Origin of the sequence: Anoxybacter fermentans (assembly GCF_003991135.1) — a bacterium.
Classification (GTDB): Bacteria; Bacillota; Halanaerobiia; order DY22613; family DY22613; genus Anoxybacter; species Anoxybacter fermentans.
In genome coordinates, this window is record NZ_CP016379.1 from 2,672,925 (window position 1) to 2,692,802 (window position 19,878).

At 33.0% G+C, this 19,878-nt stretch carries 15 protein-coding genes; all 15 read right to left on the reverse strand.

Going from position 1 to position 19,878, the window contains the following annotated elements:
* Nucleotides 1–93: 93 nt before the first annotated feature.
* The gene (locus tag BBF96_RS12230) at nucleotides 94–2,679 is read right to left on the reverse strand and encodes an ABC transporter permease (protein WP_164731046.1); all 2,586 of its coding nucleotides are present in this window, start codon (nucleotides 2,677–2,679) and stop codon (nucleotides 94–96) included.
* Nucleotides 2,666–3,352 (reverse strand): ABC transporter ATP-binding protein, encoded by a 687-nt coding sequence (locus BBF96_RS12235; RefSeq protein ID WP_127017424.1) that lies wholly within the window; start codon nucleotides 3,350–3,352, stop codon nucleotides 2,666–2,668. Before BBF96_RS12235 ends, BBF96_RS12230 begins: the two co-directional genes overlap by 14 nt.
* A gap of 139 nt (nucleotides 3,353–3,491) precedes the next feature.
* Nucleotides 3,492–4,874 carry a sensor histidine kinase gene (locus BBF96_RS12240; protein ID WP_127017425.1) on the reverse strand — a complete coding sequence of 461 codons (1,383 nt, stop codon included), beginning with the start codon at nucleotides 4,872–4,874 and terminating at the stop codon, nucleotides 3,492–3,494.
* 16 nt (nucleotides 4,875–4,890) lie between these two features.
* Nucleotides 4,891–5,589, reverse strand: coding sequence for a response regulator transcription factor (locus BBF96_RS12245; RefSeq protein ID WP_127017426.1), 699 nt, complete (start codon nucleotides 5,587–5,589; stop codon nucleotides 4,891–4,893).
* A gap of 611 nt (nucleotides 5,590–6,200) precedes the next feature.
* On the reverse strand, nucleotides 6,201–7,103 hold the full coding sequence (locus BBF96_RS12250; protein WP_127017427.1) for a DUF5700 domain-containing putative Zn-dependent protease: 903 nt from the start codon (nucleotides 7,101–7,103) through the stop codon (nucleotides 6,201–6,203).
* Between the two features lie 225 nt (nucleotides 7,104–7,328).
* A complete protein-coding gene (locus BBF96_RS12255; RefSeq protein ID WP_127017428.1) occupies nucleotides 7,329–7,859 on the reverse strand; it encodes a hypothetical protein in 531 nt (176 codons plus the stop codon).
* A gap of 625 nt (nucleotides 7,860–8,484) precedes the next feature.
* The gene (locus BBF96_RS12260; RefSeq protein ID WP_164731047.1) at nucleotides 8,485–9,699 is read right to left on the reverse strand and encodes an ABC transporter permease; all 1,215 of its coding nucleotides are present in this window, start codon (nucleotides 9,697–9,699) and stop codon (nucleotides 8,485–8,487) included.
* A gap of 28 nt (nucleotides 9,700–9,727) precedes the next feature.
* Nucleotides 9,728–10,405: an ABC transporter ATP-binding protein gene (locus BBF96_RS12265; RefSeq protein ID WP_418655022.1), complete on the reverse strand. Its 678-nt coding sequence runs from the start codon at nucleotides 10,403–10,405 to the stop codon at nucleotides 9,728–9,730.
* Nucleotides 10,402–11,448 (reverse strand): efflux RND transporter periplasmic adaptor subunit, encoded by a 1,047-nt coding sequence (locus BBF96_RS12270; RefSeq protein WP_127017431.1) that lies wholly within the window; start codon nucleotides 11,446–11,448, stop codon nucleotides 10,402–10,404. The genes BBF96_RS12265 and BBF96_RS12270 overlap by 4 nt, the downstream gene beginning before the upstream one ends.
* The gene (locus BBF96_RS12275) at nucleotides 11,445–12,872 is read right to left on the reverse strand and encodes a TolC family protein (RefSeq protein WP_127017432.1); all 1,428 of its coding nucleotides are present in this window, start codon (nucleotides 12,870–12,872) and stop codon (nucleotides 11,445–11,447) included. Before BBF96_RS12275 ends, BBF96_RS12270 begins: the two co-directional genes overlap by 4 nt.
* On the reverse strand, nucleotides 12,850–13,929 hold the full coding sequence (locus tag BBF96_RS12280) for a TolC family protein (protein ID WP_127017433.1): 1,080 nt from the start codon (nucleotides 13,927–13,929) through the stop codon (nucleotides 12,850–12,852). The genes BBF96_RS12275 and BBF96_RS12280 overlap by 23 nt, the downstream gene beginning before the upstream one ends.
* A 614-nt stretch (nucleotides 13,930–14,543) precedes the next feature.
* Nucleotides 14,544–15,614, reverse strand: a complete 1,071-nt coding sequence (locus BBF96_RS12290; RefSeq protein ID WP_127017435.1) for a tetratricopeptide repeat protein — start codon at nucleotides 15,612–15,614, stop codon at nucleotides 14,544–14,546.
* A 74-nt stretch (nucleotides 15,615–15,688) separates the two neighbouring features.
* Nucleotides 15,689–16,780, reverse strand: coding sequence for a tetratricopeptide repeat protein (locus BBF96_RS12295; RefSeq protein ID WP_164731048.1), 1,092 nt, complete (start codon nucleotides 16,778–16,780; stop codon nucleotides 15,689–15,691).
* A gap of 774 nt (nucleotides 16,781–17,554) precedes the next feature.
* The gene (locus BBF96_RS12300) at nucleotides 17,555–18,619 is read right to left on the reverse strand and encodes a tetratricopeptide repeat protein (protein ID WP_127017437.1); all 1,065 of its coding nucleotides are present in this window, start codon (nucleotides 18,617–18,619) and stop codon (nucleotides 17,555–17,557) included.
* Nucleotides 18,620–18,634: 15 nt separating this feature from the next.
* A complete protein-coding gene (locus tag BBF96_RS12305) occupies nucleotides 18,635–19,792 on the reverse strand; it encodes a peptidoglycan-binding domain-containing protein (RefSeq protein ID WP_127017438.1) in 1,158 nt (385 codons plus the stop codon).
* Between the last annotated feature and the right edge of the window lie 86 nt (nucleotides 19,793–19,878).

Here is a 19,878-nt window from a genome sequence, read left to right on the forward strand (position 1 = left end):
AATTAATAATAGGGATGCTCCCCTCTGTGTATTTCGTCCACTAATTATTTACCAAAATAGAGGAGTCATCCCTTATTGTTTTTTTATAAAAAATTACTCATAACGCAAAGCTTCCACAACCGATAATTTTCCTGTATAGTACGTTGGAGCAGCACTTGCTCCAATCCCAACCAATATAGCGCCGACAAAAGTAAAAGCAATTGCCAAATATGGCACGTAAATAAAATCTGTCTTTAAGGCCTTTAATATAACAACTCCAATGATCAACCCGGCTATAACTCCGGCGAGACAGCTAACCAGAGACATATATATACTTTCAAAAATTACCATCCAGCGAATGCTTTTATCGTTCATACCAATAGATTTTAAAATACCTAATTCCTTTATACGTTCAAAAATATTTGTCACCATAGTTGTGGAAATACTCATAAGGCTAATCAAAATAACAACCCCTACAAATCCCATATAATACATATAAAGTTGTTTTAGCTTCATCTTATTTTCCTTCCACTGACTATAGTAAGATTTCAATCTGGCATCCGGAATGGGCCTTATTTTTTTCTGTAAAGTATTTTCCAATTGCTCAATTGATTCTTCATTATCACTATTGATATATATGATATTTGGACCTTGTTGAGAAAATAATTCTTTAAAATGTTCTGCCTTCATATAAAAATCATTAGAGCCCTGATCAATATCCCCAACTTGCATAATACCAACTATTTGCATTTCTACGATCCTTTCTCCAATTTGAATTTTCACTCTATCTCCCAAAGAAAGGCCCAAATTCTTAGCCGCTAAAGCTGAAGCATAAACCTGATCTTTTTTTAAATTAGCCAGCGGAATTAATTGAGTGGTTATCTCGGGTTTAATAATATCTTTAAACCTATCTGCTTCAATTCCGACAATTATAACCCTTTCCAGAACATTTTCTCGATTTCCAGCTAATCTGTTTAATCTCTGCAAAGGTTTAATCCAGTTAGTATCAGCTTTACTAAAATCAAAATCCTTCAAATAGACTCTTTTAATAAAAGCGGCAGTAGATTCTTTTATTCCTTCCAGACTCCGCAATTCATTTGCAAATACAGGTTCAAAAGGCTCAGGGTCGCTGACAAGAATCATTGAGGTGGGAAATTTTTTTGCCAGATCCTGTTCCAATTTTTGTTGGCGGGATTCCATAATCATGACAAAACTTATTATTAAAGCAATTCCAATTACTAATGTCGCTGTAGTCAAAACCGTCCTTTGAATATTGTCTTTTACATTTTTAACGGCAATTTTAGCAGCTGCATTTTTAAATTTCTGCGTAATTTTTTGAACTAAAGGAGTAATCCAGTCAAACAACTTAGGAGTCCACATTATTATTCCTCCAAGAAAAGCAATTAAACCCACTCCTCCCAGCAGATTCAACAAAGGCACATCTCCACCTTTTACAGCAAAAGGAATTAAAAACCCTATTCCCATTATACTTAAAATCCATGCCCTTTTTTGAATTTTCTTTGCTTCTTTTGAATTGCCTGTTACAGGAATATTCCGCAACACCTCCATAACCCTGACAGACAAAGCCCGACGGATTGGAACAATTGTCACCAATACTGTAAATATTAACCCAATTAAAAAAGTAATTAGATAAAAATACCATGGTATAACTATCCTGGAAAAAACATCACCAAACCCTATTTTAATAAAACCACCCAACCAATTGACAAATATAACCCCCAAAAGAATTCCTATAATTGTTCCAGCCATTCCGGTATATAAACCTTCATACAGCAAAATTTTCTTCAATAATTTAGAATCTCCACCTAAACTTCGCAGTGTGGCCAACTGTTTTGAACGCTGATAAACAGAGATTAAGAAAATATTTGAAATAAATAGTCCAGCTGCAAAAAGGAGAATAGCTCCCACAGCAAAAAAACCTGAAAAATCCGGCTTCTGTTTTTTCAAAACCTGCCATTTGATCTCATTATATCTTACATCACCCTTTTGATTAAAAATATAACCAAGACGCCTTTTTAAGTAATCAATATTAAAATCTTTAGTAAACTCTATCGAAATAATGTTGACTTTATCATCTACACCATATATCTTCTGCAGCACATCTTTTTTTAAAACCGCCCAACCCCTTCCGCCAGTGGAACTTCGTCGAGTTTGCAGCAAACCAACCAGAGTAAAAGTTTTTGATTTGTCTTCAAATTTTAAGATATACTTATCACCTATCTTTAAACCCAGCATATGAGCAACCCAGTTTTCCAGGGCAAACTCTCCATCTGCTTGAGGATAACGGCCTCCTAAAAGGGGCATCAATCGCTGACTTAAGTTATTAGAAAAATCCATTCCACTATAGGCAACAAAAGTTTTTTTATTCAAATAAAATCCACCTTCACAACCTTCAATTCCCATTGGTAAAAAGCCTGTGCTCACTGTTTTAATTCCTTCTGTCCTGTTAAGTTCAGCAAGAATAGGAACAGAATCATAAAGGGAGTTTAAATTGACATCCGCATCAGAGGCACCATATTCCAACTCTATTTGTTCTGTCTGATAAAGATTATAACTATAACCTATTCCCAAAATCATAAAAACAAAAAAACTGCTTAAAATGACGCCTATCAAAAAAAGAATACTGCGCATACGATAATATTTAATATTCCTGAGGGCCAACTTATTATAAAGTTTCATTTCCATCAACCCCTTCAAGAATTTTACCATCTTTTAAAGTAATGATACGATCTGCAAATTTCGCAACACTTAAGTCATGGGTAATCATTAAAATAGTTTGATTATGTTTTCTGGATGTTTCATAAAAAAGTTTTAAAATCTCTTTTGATGTTCTGGAATCAAGATTACCTGTAGGTTCATCAGCCAGAACAATATTTGGCTTTGTCACCAAAGCTCTGGCGATTGCTACCCGCTGCTTTTGCCCGCCGCTTAATTGATCAGGATAATGTTCCATACGATCCTCCAGACCTACTAATTTTAAAACTTCAACGACTCTTTCGTGAATATCCTTCTGTTGGTCTATTTCTAAAGGCAAAGCTACATTTTCATAAGCCGTCAGTTGTGGTAATAAGTTAAAAAATTGAAAAACAAAACCGATTTGTTTTCTCCGCAGCATCACTAATTCTTCATCAGAACAGCCGGTTATTTCTATTCCATTTAAATAGACTTCCCCTGAAGTAGCTGAATCTAAACCTCCAATAATATTAAGCAGTGTTGATTTGCCCGAACCACTGCTGCCAACTATAGCTACAAATTCACCTTCTTCAATTTCCAGATCAACTCCCCTTAATGCAGCAACCTCATTAGCTCCCCTTCCATACACTTTATGCAAATCCCTGACTTCTAAAACCATCTCTTCTCCCTCCTCAATTTTATTTTAGTTTGATTATATCTCTCTAAAATTTCATCTAAAAAACATCAATATAACAATTTTGTAATATAAAAAAAGAGTATCTATTCAGATACCCTCCCAATAGTTATACTGCAAAAAGCTAATTTTTGCAATTTAACTTAATCTGAACTACAGTTCCCCTTCCCTGGCAGCTTTGAATATCAATTTCACCATCGTGCAAATTAATAATACTCTTAACAATGGCCAAACCCAAACCACTTCCGGAAGTACTATCAAATTTGTGATCACTGCAATAAAAACGGTCAAAAACATGTTGAAGCTCTTCTTCAGTCATTCCACAGCCATTATCTGCCACCTCAATTACAACCTGTTCCCCGTCTTTAAAAATTTTAACCTTAATCAAACCACCGGTCGGAGTGAATTTAAAACTGTTGTGAATAAGATTAGTTATAACCTGGATCATCCATTCCACATCATGCCAGACCAACAATTCTTCAAATTCAACTTCCAATTCTAGGCCAACATCTTTTTTAAATTGCTCAACTTTTAAAGCATTAATACCTTTCTGAACAGTTTCAACTATATTCGCTCTTTTAAAATTCATTTGAATAAAACCAGCATCTAGTTTAGAAAGGTTTAATAAATTTTGAATCAGCCATTTCATCCGTTCAATTTGAAACTGGCTCTCCATTAATAACTCCCTGTGTTCTTCTGCTAATTTCTCAGAATCCATCAGCAACAACTCATTAAAAGACATTAAAGCAGTCAATGGGTTTTTTAATTCATGGGAAATATTTGCAATAAAATCTTTCAAATGATCCCGCTCGTTTTTAATTACTTCAAACAATTTCTGTAAATGTTCAGCCATCCGATTAAATTGATCAGCCAATTGGCCCAATTCATCTTTCCTTTTATTAGAAAGCCGAAAATTCAAATCCCCTTCTGCTATCTTTCTGGCTCCCACAACCATTTCACTAATCGAAGCCGTCAGGTATTTGCTTATATAAAGGCCCAGTAATATCCCCAGAAAGATAATGGGTACTGAAATTTTAACCAGCATTATAAAAATTTCCTTTCGGGCTTTAGCAAACAAATAATCAGCTCCAATTAAAATAGTACTTAGAGAATCTGGTTGAACATTTTTCAAAAGTTCTTTGGGAGCTATATTTTCAGTGGAATAGTTTTGCTCAAAATTTTGCAATTGTTGATATTCGGGATTAATGTTTTTACCCTTTTGAATATTGTCGATTTTTTCTATTTGAAACTGAATAATATCCAATTCATTGGCAATCTCCAGAATTTTCTCCGGCGGAATCTCAGGATGATTTTTAATTGTCCTATTAATTCGGGCAATTTTACCGTTAATAGAATCACTTTCATAAATTACATTAACAAAAATATTATAAAGATAATTAGTCATAGGCAAGTAAATTGAAATACCTAAAACAACAAAAATCACTACTATTAAAATAATATAACTTAAACTCAATTTTGTTCGCAACTCCAAATAACTCTTTTTCACCCCTTTAGAATCTCCTTTATTTTATTTCATCATTGAACTTATAACCAACACCTCTAACAGTAATGATATACTGAGGATTGGAAGGATCCAACTCTATTTTTTCTCTTAAGCGGTAAATACTCACATTAAGAACTCTGTCATCTTCATAATTATTAAACCCCCAAACCCGATCAAGGAGCATTTCCCGTGTAAACACCCTCCCCGGCAATTTAGCCATAGTGACTAAAAGTTCAAATTCTTTGCCCGTCAATTTGATAGTCTGGTTCTTTCGTTTCACCGTTCGCTTTAACAAATCAATCTCTAAACCATTAAATTTCAATTTGTTGGATTTATCGGAAAAACCTATAAAATCACCATAAACCCTTCGTAATACTGCTTTCACTCTGGAACAAAGCTGTCTAATACTTACAGGTTTAGTTACATAATCATCAGCTCCTAACTCTAAACCTAATATTGTATCAATTTCTTCATCTCTGGCTGTTAAAAAAATTATGGGAACATTTGATTCCATACAAATCTTACCACAAACCTCAAAACCTGATATATCAGGCAGCCCAATATCAAGAATAATTAAATCCGGCTCCACTTTTTTAAACTTTTCTAACCCTTCTTTGCCAGTATAAGCACAGGTTACTTGCCAGTTTTCACGCTCAAAACCTATTTTCAAACCAAGAGCCACCCCATGATCATCTTCAATTATTAAAATATGATACAATTTTATCACCTACTTAATTGGTGTTTTAAAGAAAAATCTTAAATTCATATTTCGCTAATAAATTTTGTTATCCTTCCTGAACATCTTAAGTTATCAGCCTGTTTTTTGGTTTTCTTGAAATATTTTTATAATAAGTCGATGAGAATAAGACAAGTCTTACATCCCTATTAAATCCATCTTTAACCATCGTAACTTCATCGCAATGAGGGTTTCACATTGATGCTTCGCATCACCAACAGACAATGAAAATTAAACTTTGTTTTAGCTTGTTTTCCAGCATTTCGATATTAGGCATTACTGCAAAAAGCTAATTTTGTGAGTAACATAGAAATTTTTCGCCAAATTATCTTAGCGAGATTTTCGAGGAAATAAGGCCTCATCACAGGAAGTGATGAGCTAGTTCTAAGGGCCAGGAGGGCCCTTTGATTAGGAAGCTTTATTTCGGCGGAAATCGAGCTTTAGATGATTCGAAAAATTTCTCAAGAAGCGAAAAATTAGCTTTTTGCAGTTTAACCATTATATTACTTAAACACTATTTCTCCAAATTCATTAGGAAGCTATATAAGTTAGACCGTTACGGAAACAACCTATTATACAACGTAGGACAAAACTCAGGCCCTTTCCAGCTCAAGAATGCTCAAATATTTTTTCATAAACTTTTCACTCGGTAATGCTATCGCTTTTTGTATCTCCTCTATGCCATATTTCCTATTAATTGCATCAAATATAGCAAAACCTAGTCGATGTGTAAGTCTTGATCTTCCAAATCCTCTTTCTAAAAACTCATAAATACTATGTACTTTATTATGTTTTAAATCATCAACTAAAGATCTATATTCATTAAGCAACTTAAATATCATATCCTTATTACTCGATAAAAGATAGTCTTCTTGTATTGGGGTGCCACTATTAGGAAGTCTATTCTTTATCCTAAATTCTTCAGCAGCAAAAACTCCAGTTCCTTCATAATGTATGTAGTAATCTAAAAATTCCTTCATACTATAAAATGAGCCAATCTCGTTAAGCCCTCTTATTGGCCCGTGATATTTTTCATACATAACATGAGCTGTTTCATGAATAGTAGTAGAAATTAATTCTTTAAAGTTATTTAGGAATATTTCAGTATTCACGTTAATACAAACAGCCTTGTTTATTCCAATCCCGATATCATAGCCAATCACAGGATAAATAGTTATATCTTTAAACTCTGTTTTGGGAAACAAACATCTAATACTCTCTTGAACTTCTTTTAACCATTTCCCTTCTTTCTTTTTCATTAAATTAATAAGATTAAGTATCGCACCTCTGTTTTTGAAAAAATCCTTAAAACCAAATATTTCTTCACTCTTTTTATTGATTACTTTCTCTAACTTATGTAGACTAAAATCATTCTCGAACTTATTTGCATGAGCAGAAATTATCTTAAACGCAGTATTATGCTGAATGTCTTTAATAGCAGCTTGACCACTCAATATTTTAAAGAATTCTTCTATGTATGAATAATTAACTCTCATTTAATAACCCCCATTAGGTGTCCTATGTTGTATAATGTTCTGGGTGTTTCCGACGTGCCCGTACCATTAGACCTAACACAAAACTTGTTTTTCACATACTTACATAACCTCCTATAAGTTTTGCACCAGAGGGCATGTCCCATAGAACAACAGACATTAATATTTATGGTCATTTATTTTATTAGCCCAATAAAAGCGTAAACGCCCTATTACACTGTTTTGAGACTACTCATTAGAATTATTTTCAATACCAGAAAATGCTTTTTTCAAACTACAAACAATGCCTTTTGAACCAATTAGCAACCAAATACCAAATACTGTTTTAATGAAAAAAACTATTATTTCAGGAATCAAATCTATATAAGCACCTCTATATAATCCATGATGATATATAATTAACATTTTAATTCCATACTTAGCCATACCTGATATACCGATTATTAAGAAAACTACACCTACAATTGAAAATGATATTTGTTGAAATTTGTCAAAATCAAAACTGGAATTAAAAGCAATTTCGTTATCTTCTTTTACGATAAATTTTGAAATTTGTTCTGAGTAAAACCATAAAACAGATGAAAATAGTAAATAAATAACAACTGGCACCAAAGAAAATAAAATTTCCGGTATAGAATACATATCTGGTTGCTCTATTAAAGCTATAAATAATCCTGTCGACATATAAATATACATAATAACCCGAATAAAAAGATAAATTGAAAAAATTTTTAAAGCTATACATGAAAATTTCCTCATAACTAATACCTACCTTTAATCTTAATTTTTCGTCAAATTTTCCCTTTTTTAGAGAGATAAAAGCTTGACTTTTCCTTGCAGGGTCGAGATTTTCCTTAAAAAAGAAATCCCTCCCTCTGGATTAATAGGCAATAGTTGACCACCCCTAAACTTACTACACCCAGAATGGAGAGATTTGCAAGTTATGAGTCCCAACCACTACCTAATATCCTCTTAAATGATTAAACTGCAAAATTTCTTCTAAAACTAAAAATTGACCTTTTTATAGTAAAAATTATTCGAAAAATTAATTCGACATAAATAAATATATTTCCTTTGTAAAAGATATATTTTTTAAATTGATTTGGTTAATAACCACTTTCTTGAAATATATACACCTTAAGAAGTTACCCATCTGAAAAACCAACTCTGGTTCGCTTTCGCTATGTTATTTGATTAAACTACAAAAAGCTAATTTTGAACACTATATAAATTTTTCGTTTAACCATCAAAAAATAGCCTCATCACAATATCTGATAATAAATCAATCCATGGGGCGAAGACCCATGGATTACCCTGAAATCAAATCTAGATGGTTCGAAAAATTTTTAATGGAGCGAAAGTAAAATCATATTTTTATCATTTCCTATTCATAACTAAGAGCTTCAACTGGATCCAGCTTTGCTGCTCTACTGGCAGGATAAATACCAAAAAAGAGTCCGATAAGGGTTGAAAAAGCCATGGAAATCAGAAGAAAACCTGGGGTAACCAAAAACGGCCAGCCACCTATCCGGGAAATAAAGATAGCACCTATGATACCCACTCCTATACCCAGCAATCCACCAAAAACACTTATAGTACAGGATTCAATTAAAAATTGAAGCAAAATAACCCGCCTTTTAGCTCCCAAAGCTTTTCTGATACCAATTTCTCTGGTTCTTTCAGTAACAGAAACCAGTGTTATATTCATTATTCCTATTCCACCTACTAAAAGGGCGATACTTGCTATACCTCCCAATAGAATTTTGAATGTACGGGTATAGTCTGACGCCATGGATAACATTTCCGTCTGACTGGTCACTTTAAATTTTTCTAAATCTTTTAATTTCTGATAGAGAAGATATTCAATCTGGGCAACAGCATTTGAAGCTTCTTCTCTGGAAATAGCCTGAGCAACAAACCCGTTTACAAATTTAACTCGCTGGAGTCTGTTCATCCATGTAGTAATTGGAATAAAAATCATGGTGTCATAATTAGTAAACATAACCTGGCCCTTCTCTTCCAGCACGCCAATTACTACCAGACTAAAATTAAATTTACCACGATTGATTTCAATTCGTTGACCAATGGGGTTCTTATCAGCAAATAAATCTTCTGCAATTTTAGATCCCAGAATAGCTACCATCCGACTCTCCTTTAAATCTGAGTCTGAAAAAAACCGTCCTCTGGTTAGCTTTAAATTAACCATATCAAAAAATGCATCAGTAGTAGCTCTTGTTCTGGCCCATAAGTTGATATTATTATAAATAATCAAACCTTGACCATCGATAAATGGAGCTGTATTCTTAACCGCTGGACATAAAAATTGAATCTGATCAGACATTTCAAAAGTAAAGACTTCGGTTACCTCTTGACTCAATTTTCCTCCACTACCCTTAGAAACACCTGGAGTTATAACAATCAAGTTTGTTCCCAGTTTATTCAATCGATCGAGAATATTTTTCTCAGCTCCACTACTGATAGAAATTACTGCAATAACTGCTGCCACTCCTATAATAATCCCCAATATGGATAAAAAAGATCTGAGACGGTTATTCATCAAACTTTTTAAAGCCTCTCTGACAATCTCTAGAATTATCACCTCTATCACTCCTTGCCCATCCGCAAATCTATTTTTTAACATCGCTGGTAATTAGTCCGTCACGGAGATGGATTATCCTTTCAGCATATTCAGCAACCTCAGGATCATGTGTGACAAGGACTATGGTATTCCCCATTTGATGCAATTGAACCAGTAAATCCATAATCATAGCCCCGGTTTTACTGTCTAAGTTTCCGGTAGGTTCATCAGCTAAGAGGAGAGAGGGGCGATTTACCAATGCTCTGGCAATAGCAGCCCTCTGCTTTTGCCCCCCAGAAATCTCATTAGGTCGATGATACATCCGATTCTCCAATCCTACCATTTTAAGAACCTCTTTTGCCCGCCTGCGCCGCTCTTTAAAACCAACTCCAGCATAGATTAGAGGAAGTTCAACATTTTGCAAAAGATTATTTCTGGGCAAGAGGTGAAATTGTTGAAAGACAAATCCTATCTTTTTGTTTCTTAAATTAGCCAACTGGTTATCTGATAATTGAGCCACATTTATGCCATCCAGATGGTAGGTTCCTGTGGTAGGGCGATCAAGGCAGCCAATAATATTCATCATGGTAGATTTACCCGAGCCCGACGGACCCATAATGGCAACAAATTCACCTTTTTCGATGCTTAGAGTAACACCCCGCAAAGCTTCTACAGTTATCTGGCCCATGTTATAGATTTTTTTCACATCCCTAAGTTCAATCATTATCTTCCACCTCTTATACCTCTAAAGACATTTGGAGGCCTGTTATTAAAAGGATTACGTATTGACATTTTTTCTCTAATTTCTTGAATTGCTTCATAATTGTTGATTATAATTTGATCCCCTTCTTTCAAACCATCAAGAACAGAAATCATAACATCATTGGAAATTCCAGTAATAACTCTGGTTGGTTTAAATTTGTCACCAACTTTTTTTAACACATAAGCACCATCTTTTTTCTGAATAACGGAAGTAATGGGAATAATCAACTGATCTTTAGCCTGCCCCACTATAATCTCAGCCGAAACACTTAAACCGGGTTTAATTCTTTTATTTACCTCAGAGATCCGTACCTTAATGGGAACCACCACAACCCCACCCTGATTAAGAGCAGTAAGGCCAATCTCAGTTACTTTACCTGTAAGTTTCATCTCTGGAAAAGCATCTAAAGTTATTAAAACCCGTTGACCTAATTCAATTAAATCCAGATCTACTTCATCAATATTAAGTTCAACAATAAAACTCGAATCATCAATAATCTGAGCTACCGGTTTTGAAGCATTGACCTGATCATCAATTTCTACTTCCACTTCTGTTATCAGCCCGGAAAAAGGAGCATATAAAAATGTATTTTGATAATTTCTTTCCGCGATTTTATATTCAAGAAGCTTTTCTTCTACTACTTTTGATGTTGAATTTATTTTTGCCTCTTCATACTTATTTTTAGCTCTGATAAGGGCCAGTTTTTCTGAAAGATTATCCAATACAGCCAAAAGCTGTCCCTTTTCTACCCGCTGGCCTTTGATCATATTTATCTCTTTTATCCGCCCTGAAGTAAAAAAACATAAATCTTTCTTTTGGACAGGTTCAATAAAGCCATTTGAAGTTATAGTTTTTATAAGTGAACCTTTTTTCACTGTATAAAGATTTTCAGGCAAAGTTTGAGTAGCTTTCACAGTATTCAACTTTGCAACTCTTTTGTGATAAAGATAATATCCTCCCCCAAATACCAGAATCAAAACCAAAAGAATAATAATAAACTTTTTCATTCAACCACCCCATCCGGTTTAATTTCCAAATAGACAAATTTATTTAACTCCCAATAATTTACCTGATATTCAATCTTCTTTTGCAGATAATCCAATTCTTTGTTTTTAAGCAATCTCTCACCACTTACAAGTTGACTTTCTGTAATCATCCCTTTGTTATATTGCTCCTTCTTTAAATTTTGGTCTAAAAGCGCTTTCTCATATTCCAATTGAGCCTTCTGATAATCCAGATAAGCAATTTTTATATTGGTCAATCTATTCTGCAATTCATCAATAATTACAAACTCAGCATCAGTAAGGGATGATTTCAAATCATCAATTAATCTTGTCTGCTTTTCTATCTCAAGGGCCAACTTCCCTCCATCTCCCAATTGATAGCTGAGATTTACAGTGAATGTCCACTGGGATTTACCAACATTCTGGCCCGAAACTAACTTATATTCAAACTGGGAATCAACTTTTGGACCTCTGGTATAGTATAAACGTTTAAGTTCTTCTTCAGCATCCAAAAGTTTTAACCTGGCCTCATTATAAGAAACATTATTTTTAATAGCCTCTTCTTTCATTTCTTCTACTGACTTTAATTTGTCAAAAGGAACCAATTTAATCTCCCGAATCCTGTCTAAAGTCCCCTTAAGATTAATCTTTTCAAGTTCTTTATCTGTTAATCCATTCAATTCTATACCAACAAAATTCAAAAGGTCTTTCAAGCTACTCAAGTATTGCTGATTGTTCTGTTCCCAACTGATCAAAGCAGATTTATACTCAATCTCCTTTGTAAGTAAGTCCCTCTGGGTTATATCCCCTCTTAAGTAAAGTCTCTTATAAAGATTTAAATCCTCAGTAACCTGTTCTAAAGTCTCTTTAGCCAATTGTAGTTTTTCTTTTGTAATCAAAGTCAGGTAAAACTTTTTCCATACCTGTATATATGCTTCCAATTCTTTTTCTTTGAGAGTCCATTGAGCCTTGCTTAAACTTTGTTTCTTACCCTCAATCTGAAGTAAAGTGGAATCAGTTTTCAACCCCGGATAAATAGGATATTTAAGGGTTAAAGAATAATTATAATCCTGTTTTTCTTTAAAAATACCACTAACACTTCCATTGGTTAAAACTTCAAGACCAATGGGAAATTTAATTGAAGCACTTAAATTCCCATTATTGGAGTAATTCACCCCATCACTGCCTGGTTCAAGATTAAAAACCTGAGACTGACCATTTAAAAAGAATTTGGGGTTATAGTTACTTTTTAAGATTTCTAAATCAAGTTTTAAGTTATCAATCTCTTTAAGTATTGAACTTACAGGTGTTGATTCCTTTTGGGCTATCTCTAAAAGTTCTTCAAGAGTATATTCTACAGCATACGAAGGAGAGGCAGTTAATAATGTCATTAAAAAACAAATACTAATCAAAAGAAACTTCTTCAATTGGAGTCACCCCAATCAGTTTATCTTCGATCAGTTCATCTTCACCTATCATTTGATAAAATTGAATGGTCTTTAAAAAATAGTCTGCCTTAGCATTAAAAACGGCATTCTCTGAATTAAGAAGTGAAACTTTACTTTGTAAAAATTGACTTTCTGTATAAAATCCCTTTTCATATCCCCGTTTTGTCTGTTCGTAACTCTCTTTTGCAATGGCAAATTCATTCTCCTTAACTTCAATAGTTTTTAAAGCCTGACTTAATGCCTGAAATTGATCCTTAATTTTTTCCTTTAAATTATTCTTAGCCTTGACTAAGGAAAGACTGGCAATTTCTTTATTATTGTTAAGTTCTTTAATTTCCAATTCCGGTTTGTTTTCCAATTTAGCTTTTTCCAATTCAAGACAGGCCAATTGATAATTAATCTCTTTTTCTTTAATTTCAAAACTGGTATTTGTAGCTTTCTCCAGAGCCTCCTCAAACTCTATCTCTAATGGAAGAACTGTAGGAGTAAATTCTATAAACATTACCTCACCCTTAACTCCTGTTTTAAACTTTAAGTTATCAATAATTTCAGTCAAATCTTCTCTTTTTATATGTAAATTTAATCTCTGTTCTTCCAGAGCAACCCGGGCATTCATCAATTCCAGACTGGTAGCACTTCCTTTCTCATATAACTCATTAATCCGTTCAAGTTCTAACTCTTTAATCTTAAGTTGCAATTCATTAACTTCCACGGTCCTTAAAAGGCTGGTAAAACTGATAAAATCATTTAAAATACTATAAATAGTATCAAAACGCGCCTGTCGATAATTTTGTTTATTTTTTGCTAAATCTAAGGTTAACTTTAATTGCTGAAAACGGGTGTCAGCATTGGCCGATAATTTATTTTTCTCCCATGCAATCTGACTATTGGTCAAATTTAGTTGAGCAATTTTTAAATCAATATTGTTTTGAAAAGCAAGTTTAAGGCCTTTTTGAAAATCCACTACCTGCTTATCATCAGCTAAACAGATGGCGCTTAGAGTAAAAATTAGGATTATAATAAAAATTTTTTTCACAAATAACCCTCCTTTTCAAATTGTAAACCCATTTGTTCTTAATTTATCGAAAATTTGTTACAAAAGTTTTACAATTAAAATCACTAGTTTACAGCCTTTCAGATAGAATTTATCTGTAAATTAAATCCTAAATCCCTACCAAAATTTTTATGGCAAAAAGAAGCAAATTTATACCAGAAAAATAGAAATATTATTTTGTAGATTTCTCCGATCTTTCACCCTGGATAGGTCAGTTTATGAAAGGAGGTTTTAAAGGACTAATTACCAGAAAAATACTCTGCTAATGATTGAATACCTCCACCATGCTGATCATATTCTGCCAAAAGTCTATTACCATCATAAATATACATCGTCTTCTCTCATCTTAATTGATTCGATGTATGCCAGTAACTCTCCTCTCTCTTTACTCTCCTCCCTAAAGCATCATAGTTATACTTAACCTCTGTTCCATCATCAAATAGTACCTGGCTCAATCTATTCTCATAATCATACTTATAGGTAACTGTTTCTTCAGGAGAAATCTTCTGTATCCGATTCCCTAACTTATCAAACTAAATATCTACACAAATTGGGTCTCTCCTTCAATATTAAATGAAAGAGAGACCCCTCTATAATTAATTCTTATCCTGTTCACTCAATTTTCTTTCTATTATTTTTCGGAGTTCAATTACTTCTTTATCACTTGAATCATATTGCTTCAACCAATTTAAAGCATTCTCATAATCACCTAGTTTATAATATGCCATAGCCATCAGATACCCATCAATCTCATCATAATATATACACTCTAGCAGAGTCTCTATTGTTTTCTCATACTCCCCTAAAATATAGTATAAATGTGCCAGACCATTATAATTTTCAGCTCTATTATCATATCTAATTGCATTCTTATAACTAATTTCTGCTTTTTTATATAATCCCTTTCGCTTATAAATCTCTCCTAAATCTCGATACGACAGAGAAAGAGTATCATCTTTTTCTAAAGCCTTTTCATGAACAATCATTGCAGTATCAATATTTCCAGAAAATGCATAAAGTAAATTACCAATACGCGATAAAACTTCACCAGTTGCATTTTCCAATGGAATTAATTTCTTAAGTTCTTCAAATGAAATGACTGATAAGTCATATTTATCAGAATAAAATAAGCAGAGTTGTATATAATTAGAAGCTTCATTGGGATCTGATTTAATTCCCTTTTTATAGATTTCCACCCTTCTTTCTCCTTCATAACAAAGAGCTAAACTGGCATATGCTTTACCATACGTGGGATCTATATCTATAACATTCTCAAAATATAATTTGGCTTGCTCTTTATTATTTTCCTTTAATGCCATTTTACCCAAATAATAGTAAGCATTTGCTACACCAGGTAATTTTTCATTTCCATGATATTTGATCAATTGCTCAAAGTATTTCCTTGCCTCATCATATTTTCCCTTATACTCCAACCAAAAACCTAAGTCATGAAGAGCTTCATAACTATCCGGCTTATATTTAACAGCTTTTTTTAGATTACGTATTACACCAGAAATATTCATGGCCATAAGTGACTTATGCGCTCTTTCAACGTACTTTTTATATTGTTCCTCTGGATTTAAAGTTAAACGATATCCGATATAAATTAATATTATTAACAACAGTATTATTATTATTATTTTCTTATATTTCTTTATAACTTTCATCTCTCAGCTCCCCAAAATTTGAAATATTTTGTTCAAATCAGGAACTCTTACTCGCTCTGTTTACAGTTAAATGGTCATTCTTCTTGTTCTTTTATCTTTTGTTGTAATCTTTTGCGAAACTCAACTATATCATCATTATCTGCATCACACCGTTTTAACCAATATAAAGCATTTTCATAATCCCCCAATTTATAGTAAGCCCTGGCTAATAAATAAATTCCCTCATTATTTGAGTCAAAATCTTCATAATAAATACACTCACGAAGTGTTTCCACTGTTTCCTTATATTTCCCAAGTTTATAATATAATCTGGCAAGATTAATAAAGTTTAAAACTTCCTGGTCATACTCAATAGCTTGCTTATAACTTTTTTCGGCCTTTTCATATAACCCTTTTTCTTCATAAATACTTCCCAATTCTCGATGTGACATCTCAAGAGTTTCATTTTTTTCTAATGCTTTTTCATGGATAATCATCGCAACATCCTTATTCGAGTACTCATAAAAAATATGACCAATTTTTGATAAAACCAGACTATTTGCCCCTTCCAGTGGAATTAAATCCTGAAGCTCTTCAAAGGAAATCGTTGATAAATCATATCCATTATCTTTATAATAAGTTAGCAAACCTATATAATTCTCAACATCCCATGAGGCATTTTCAATTCCTTTTCTATATATCTCAATTTTCGTCTCACCTTCATGACATAAAGCCAAACCAGCATATGCTTCCCCATATTCTGGTTCAATCTCTATAGCTTTCTCAAAATATTTAATTGCTTTAGTTTTATTGTTTTCTTTTACTGCTATCATACCTAAATAATAATAGGTTTCCGCTATACCCCGTGTCTTTAAATGACCATGATATTGAAGTATTTGTTGAAAATATTTCCTGGCGCCCTCATAATCTCCGTACTGATATAATAAATGTGCTAATGCTGAAGTACTGTTGTAATCATCTGGTTTAGAGGAAACAGTCTTTTTTAATGCACTGATAAAAGCTGAATAATCACGTCTTTGCAAAGAATAATAAGCTTCTTCCACATGCTCTTGATACTCTTCTTTTGGTATTTCTGATTTAAAAGTCAATCGATAGCTTATAAAAATAATGTAAAATATTATAAATAATATCAAGAATATTATTTTATATTCTCTTATAAATCTCATCTTACCCCTCCTATTATTTCCAGTCATTAATTCCTCTCCTCAAATTTTCAATACATGGTTAAACTGCAAAAAGCTAATTTTAAGCGACATAGAAATTTTTCGTTAAATCATCTTAGTGAGATTTTAGTAGAAATAAGGTCTCATCACAGACTGTGATGAGCTGGGCCCTTTGGGTCAGGGAGTGTTATTTCGAATAAAATCGAGCTTTAGAAAAATAGCTTTTTGCAGTAAAATCATATTATTTTTTCTTGAACACTACCAATTGCTTGTAAAACATAATCTTGCTTATCTTTTGGTTCAATTCCTTGAAAATCGCTAATCACCAATGCAAGCAGCCCATTCATCAGGAATCGGTGTTCTCGAATATATTGTATCTACTGTAAAATGTGAAGCATCTATTTCTTTACCAGTTACAGACCAATTTTAGCTAATCATAGATAACCTGTATATGCAGACGATTGAGCTTATCATATAATTCTTCCTATAAATGGATCTCTCCTTCAATATCAAATGAAAGAGAGATGTCTCTGGCAAAGTAAAAATGGAGCATTTGGCCAAGTAATTATACAAAAAATATTCAAATTACAGCTTTACATGGAGAAAAGGGTATGATAGGCTAAATAGCCTGGCAAATTAACTTCTGCCCGCATTTGTCTTAAATCATACCCTTAGAGGCTCCATGTCAAGCTGTAATTTGAATCACATTTGATGAATAAAAATACGGCCAAATGCAGGATTTTTATATTACCAAAAACAAGAGAGACCCATCTATAATTAATTCTTATTTTGTTCACTCAATTTTCCTTCTATTATTTTTCGGAGTTCAATTACTTCTTCATCACTTGAATCATATTGCTTCAGCCAATATAAAGCATTCTCATAATCACCTAGTTTATAATATGCCATAGTCATCAGATACCTATCAATCTTATCATAATATATACACTCTAGCAAAGTCTCTATTGTTTTCTCATACTCCCCTAAAATATAGTATAAATGTGCCAGACCATTATAATTTTCAGCTCTATTATCATATCTAATTGCATTCTTATAACTAATTTCTGCCTTTTTATATAATCCCTTTCGCTTATAAATACCTCCTAAATCTCCATACGATAAAGAAAGAGTATCATCTTTTTCTAAAGCCTTTTCATGAACAATCATTGCAGTATCAATATTTCCAGAAAATGCATAAAGTAAATTACCAATACGCGATAAAACTTCACCAGTTGCATTTTCCAATGGAATTAATTTCTTAAGTTCTTCAAATGAAATGACTGATAAGTCATATTTATCAGAATAAAATAAGCAGAGTTGTATATAATTAGAAGCTTCATTGGGATCTGATTTGATTCCCTTTTTATAGATTTCCACCCTTTTTTCTCCTTCATAACAAAGAGCTAAACTGGCATATGCTTTACCATACGTAGGATCTATATCTATAACCTTCTCAAAATATAATTTGGCTCGTTCTTTATTATCTTCCTTTAATGCCATTTTACCCAAATAATAGTAAGCATTTGCTACACCAGGTAATTTTTCATTTCCATGATATTTGATCAATTGCTCAAAGTATTTCCTTGCCTCATCATATTTTCCCTTATACTCCAACCAAAAACCTAAGTCATGAAGAGCTTCATAACTATCCGGCTTATATTTAACAGCTTCTTTTAGATTACGTATTACACCAGAAATATTCATGGCCATAAGTGACTTATGAGCTTTTTCAACATACCTTTCATATCGTTCCTCTGGATTTAAAGTTAAACGATACCCAATATAAATTAATATTATTAACAACAGTATTATCATTTTCTTATACTTCCATATAAATTTCATCTTTTATCTCCTCCTTTAATACGTACCATATACAGGTTCTAATCTCCCACTAACAGGTCCTCTTATTCCAGGAACCACGGCTCCTTGAGGTACCGTTTGACTATTAACTCCTTGTAATAGTGGTTGACCAAAAAATTCACTTCCTTCTTGTAATGGATACCCAATGACTTCACCTTGCGATGATCCTACTGGAATAAAACCACTATCTACTTGACTTGCCATGGCGTTTACTGAAATTTCTTGAATATATTTTAATTTATCTGCTGCATCTCTTCTCAAATAAACTTTTGCAGTTTTATTAGCTTTAACACCACCTATTTCTATTGTTATACTCGACTCTCCAAATAAAACCCATTCATCCTCAGGGCTTAGAACTGGTACATATGCTGTATTTTCTACAATTACTCCAACATCCCCAACTTTCTTTTTTGCTTGTTGCTTAACACCGATTACTTTTTCTTTATTTTTAAATACAATAGTTTGAGAAATAGCACTAGTATTTTTTAATCCTGGTATATTAAGTTCTATATTTCCATCATTATCTAATTTTATATATTTATTTTGATATGCAATTGTAACACTTTCATCAACATTTTTTTGTATTTCTACATTAGGATTTTTTCCAGAAGAATATGAATAAGATGATTCATACTCAACTTTGGCCCAAGAAAATATGGTTTCTTTTTCATATTTACTTACTTTATACGATTGGCTATCGTAATCGTGAATTCTTGAATCAATAACTTGTTCATCTTTTAATCCTACATTAATTTCTGGAATTAAATCTAACTCTGAATTATTTACATATTTCACTTTATTCTGATCTTCTTTTGACTCTAGATTCAACTTCATCCTCATTGCTTCTAAAGTCTCCTGGCCAACAATACCATCTACTGTAACTCCTAATTCAGCCTGGACTTCCTCTACTGCCATCTTAGTCTCCTGACCATATATGCCATCTACTTTGACATCCTTTCCAAACCCCTCATTAAGTATCGTCTGAATTTCTTTTACCTCTTCTCCCTGAGATCCAAAGCCATATATCTTTCCACTTTCATTAATCAGTTCATCTAAATCATCCAACATATCCCGTATTCCTGCTTCTGGATCTTCAGGAATTCCTACTACTGGCTCTATCGGATCTGTAACAGAAACGTCGATATCATACCCCAATGGATCTTCAAATCTTAATGGATTTTGCTATCCCATTTTAATTGATTCGATATATCTCGGTAACTCTCTTCTCTTTTTATTCCCTT

Bases quoted from the DNA above. Each gene is read 5' to 3' on its own strand.
- BBF96_RS12230 (WP_164731046.1), bottom strand. From the start codon at position 2,679: ATGAAACTTTATAATAAGTTGGCCCTCAGGAATATTAAATATTATCGT.
- BBF96_RS12295 (WP_164731048.1), bottom strand. From the start codon at position 16,780: ATGAGATTTATAAGAGAATATAAAATAATATTCTTGATATTATTTATA.
- BBF96_RS12270 (WP_127017431.1), bottom strand. From the start codon at position 11,448: ATGAAAAAGTTTATTATTATTCTTTTGGTTTTGATTCTGGTATTTGGG.
- BBF96_RS12255 (WP_127017428.1), bottom strand. From the start codon at position 7,859: ATGAGGAAATTTTCATGTATAGCTTTAAAAATTTTTTCAATTTATCTT.
- BBF96_RS12250 (WP_127017427.1), bottom strand. From the start codon at position 7,103: ATGAGAGTTAATTATTCATACATAGAAGAATTCTTTAAAATATTGAGT.
- BBF96_RS12300 (WP_127017437.1), bottom strand. From the start codon at position 18,619: ATGAAATTTATATGGAAGTATAAGAAAATGATAATACTGTTGTTAATA.
- BBF96_RS12235 (WP_127017424.1), bottom strand. From the start codon at position 3,352: ATGGTTTTAGAAGTCAGGGATTTGCATAAAGTGTATGGAAGGGGAGCT.
- BBF96_RS12290 (WP_127017435.1), bottom strand. From the start codon at position 15,614: ATGAAAGTTATAAAGAAATATAAGAAAATAATAATAATAATACTGTTG.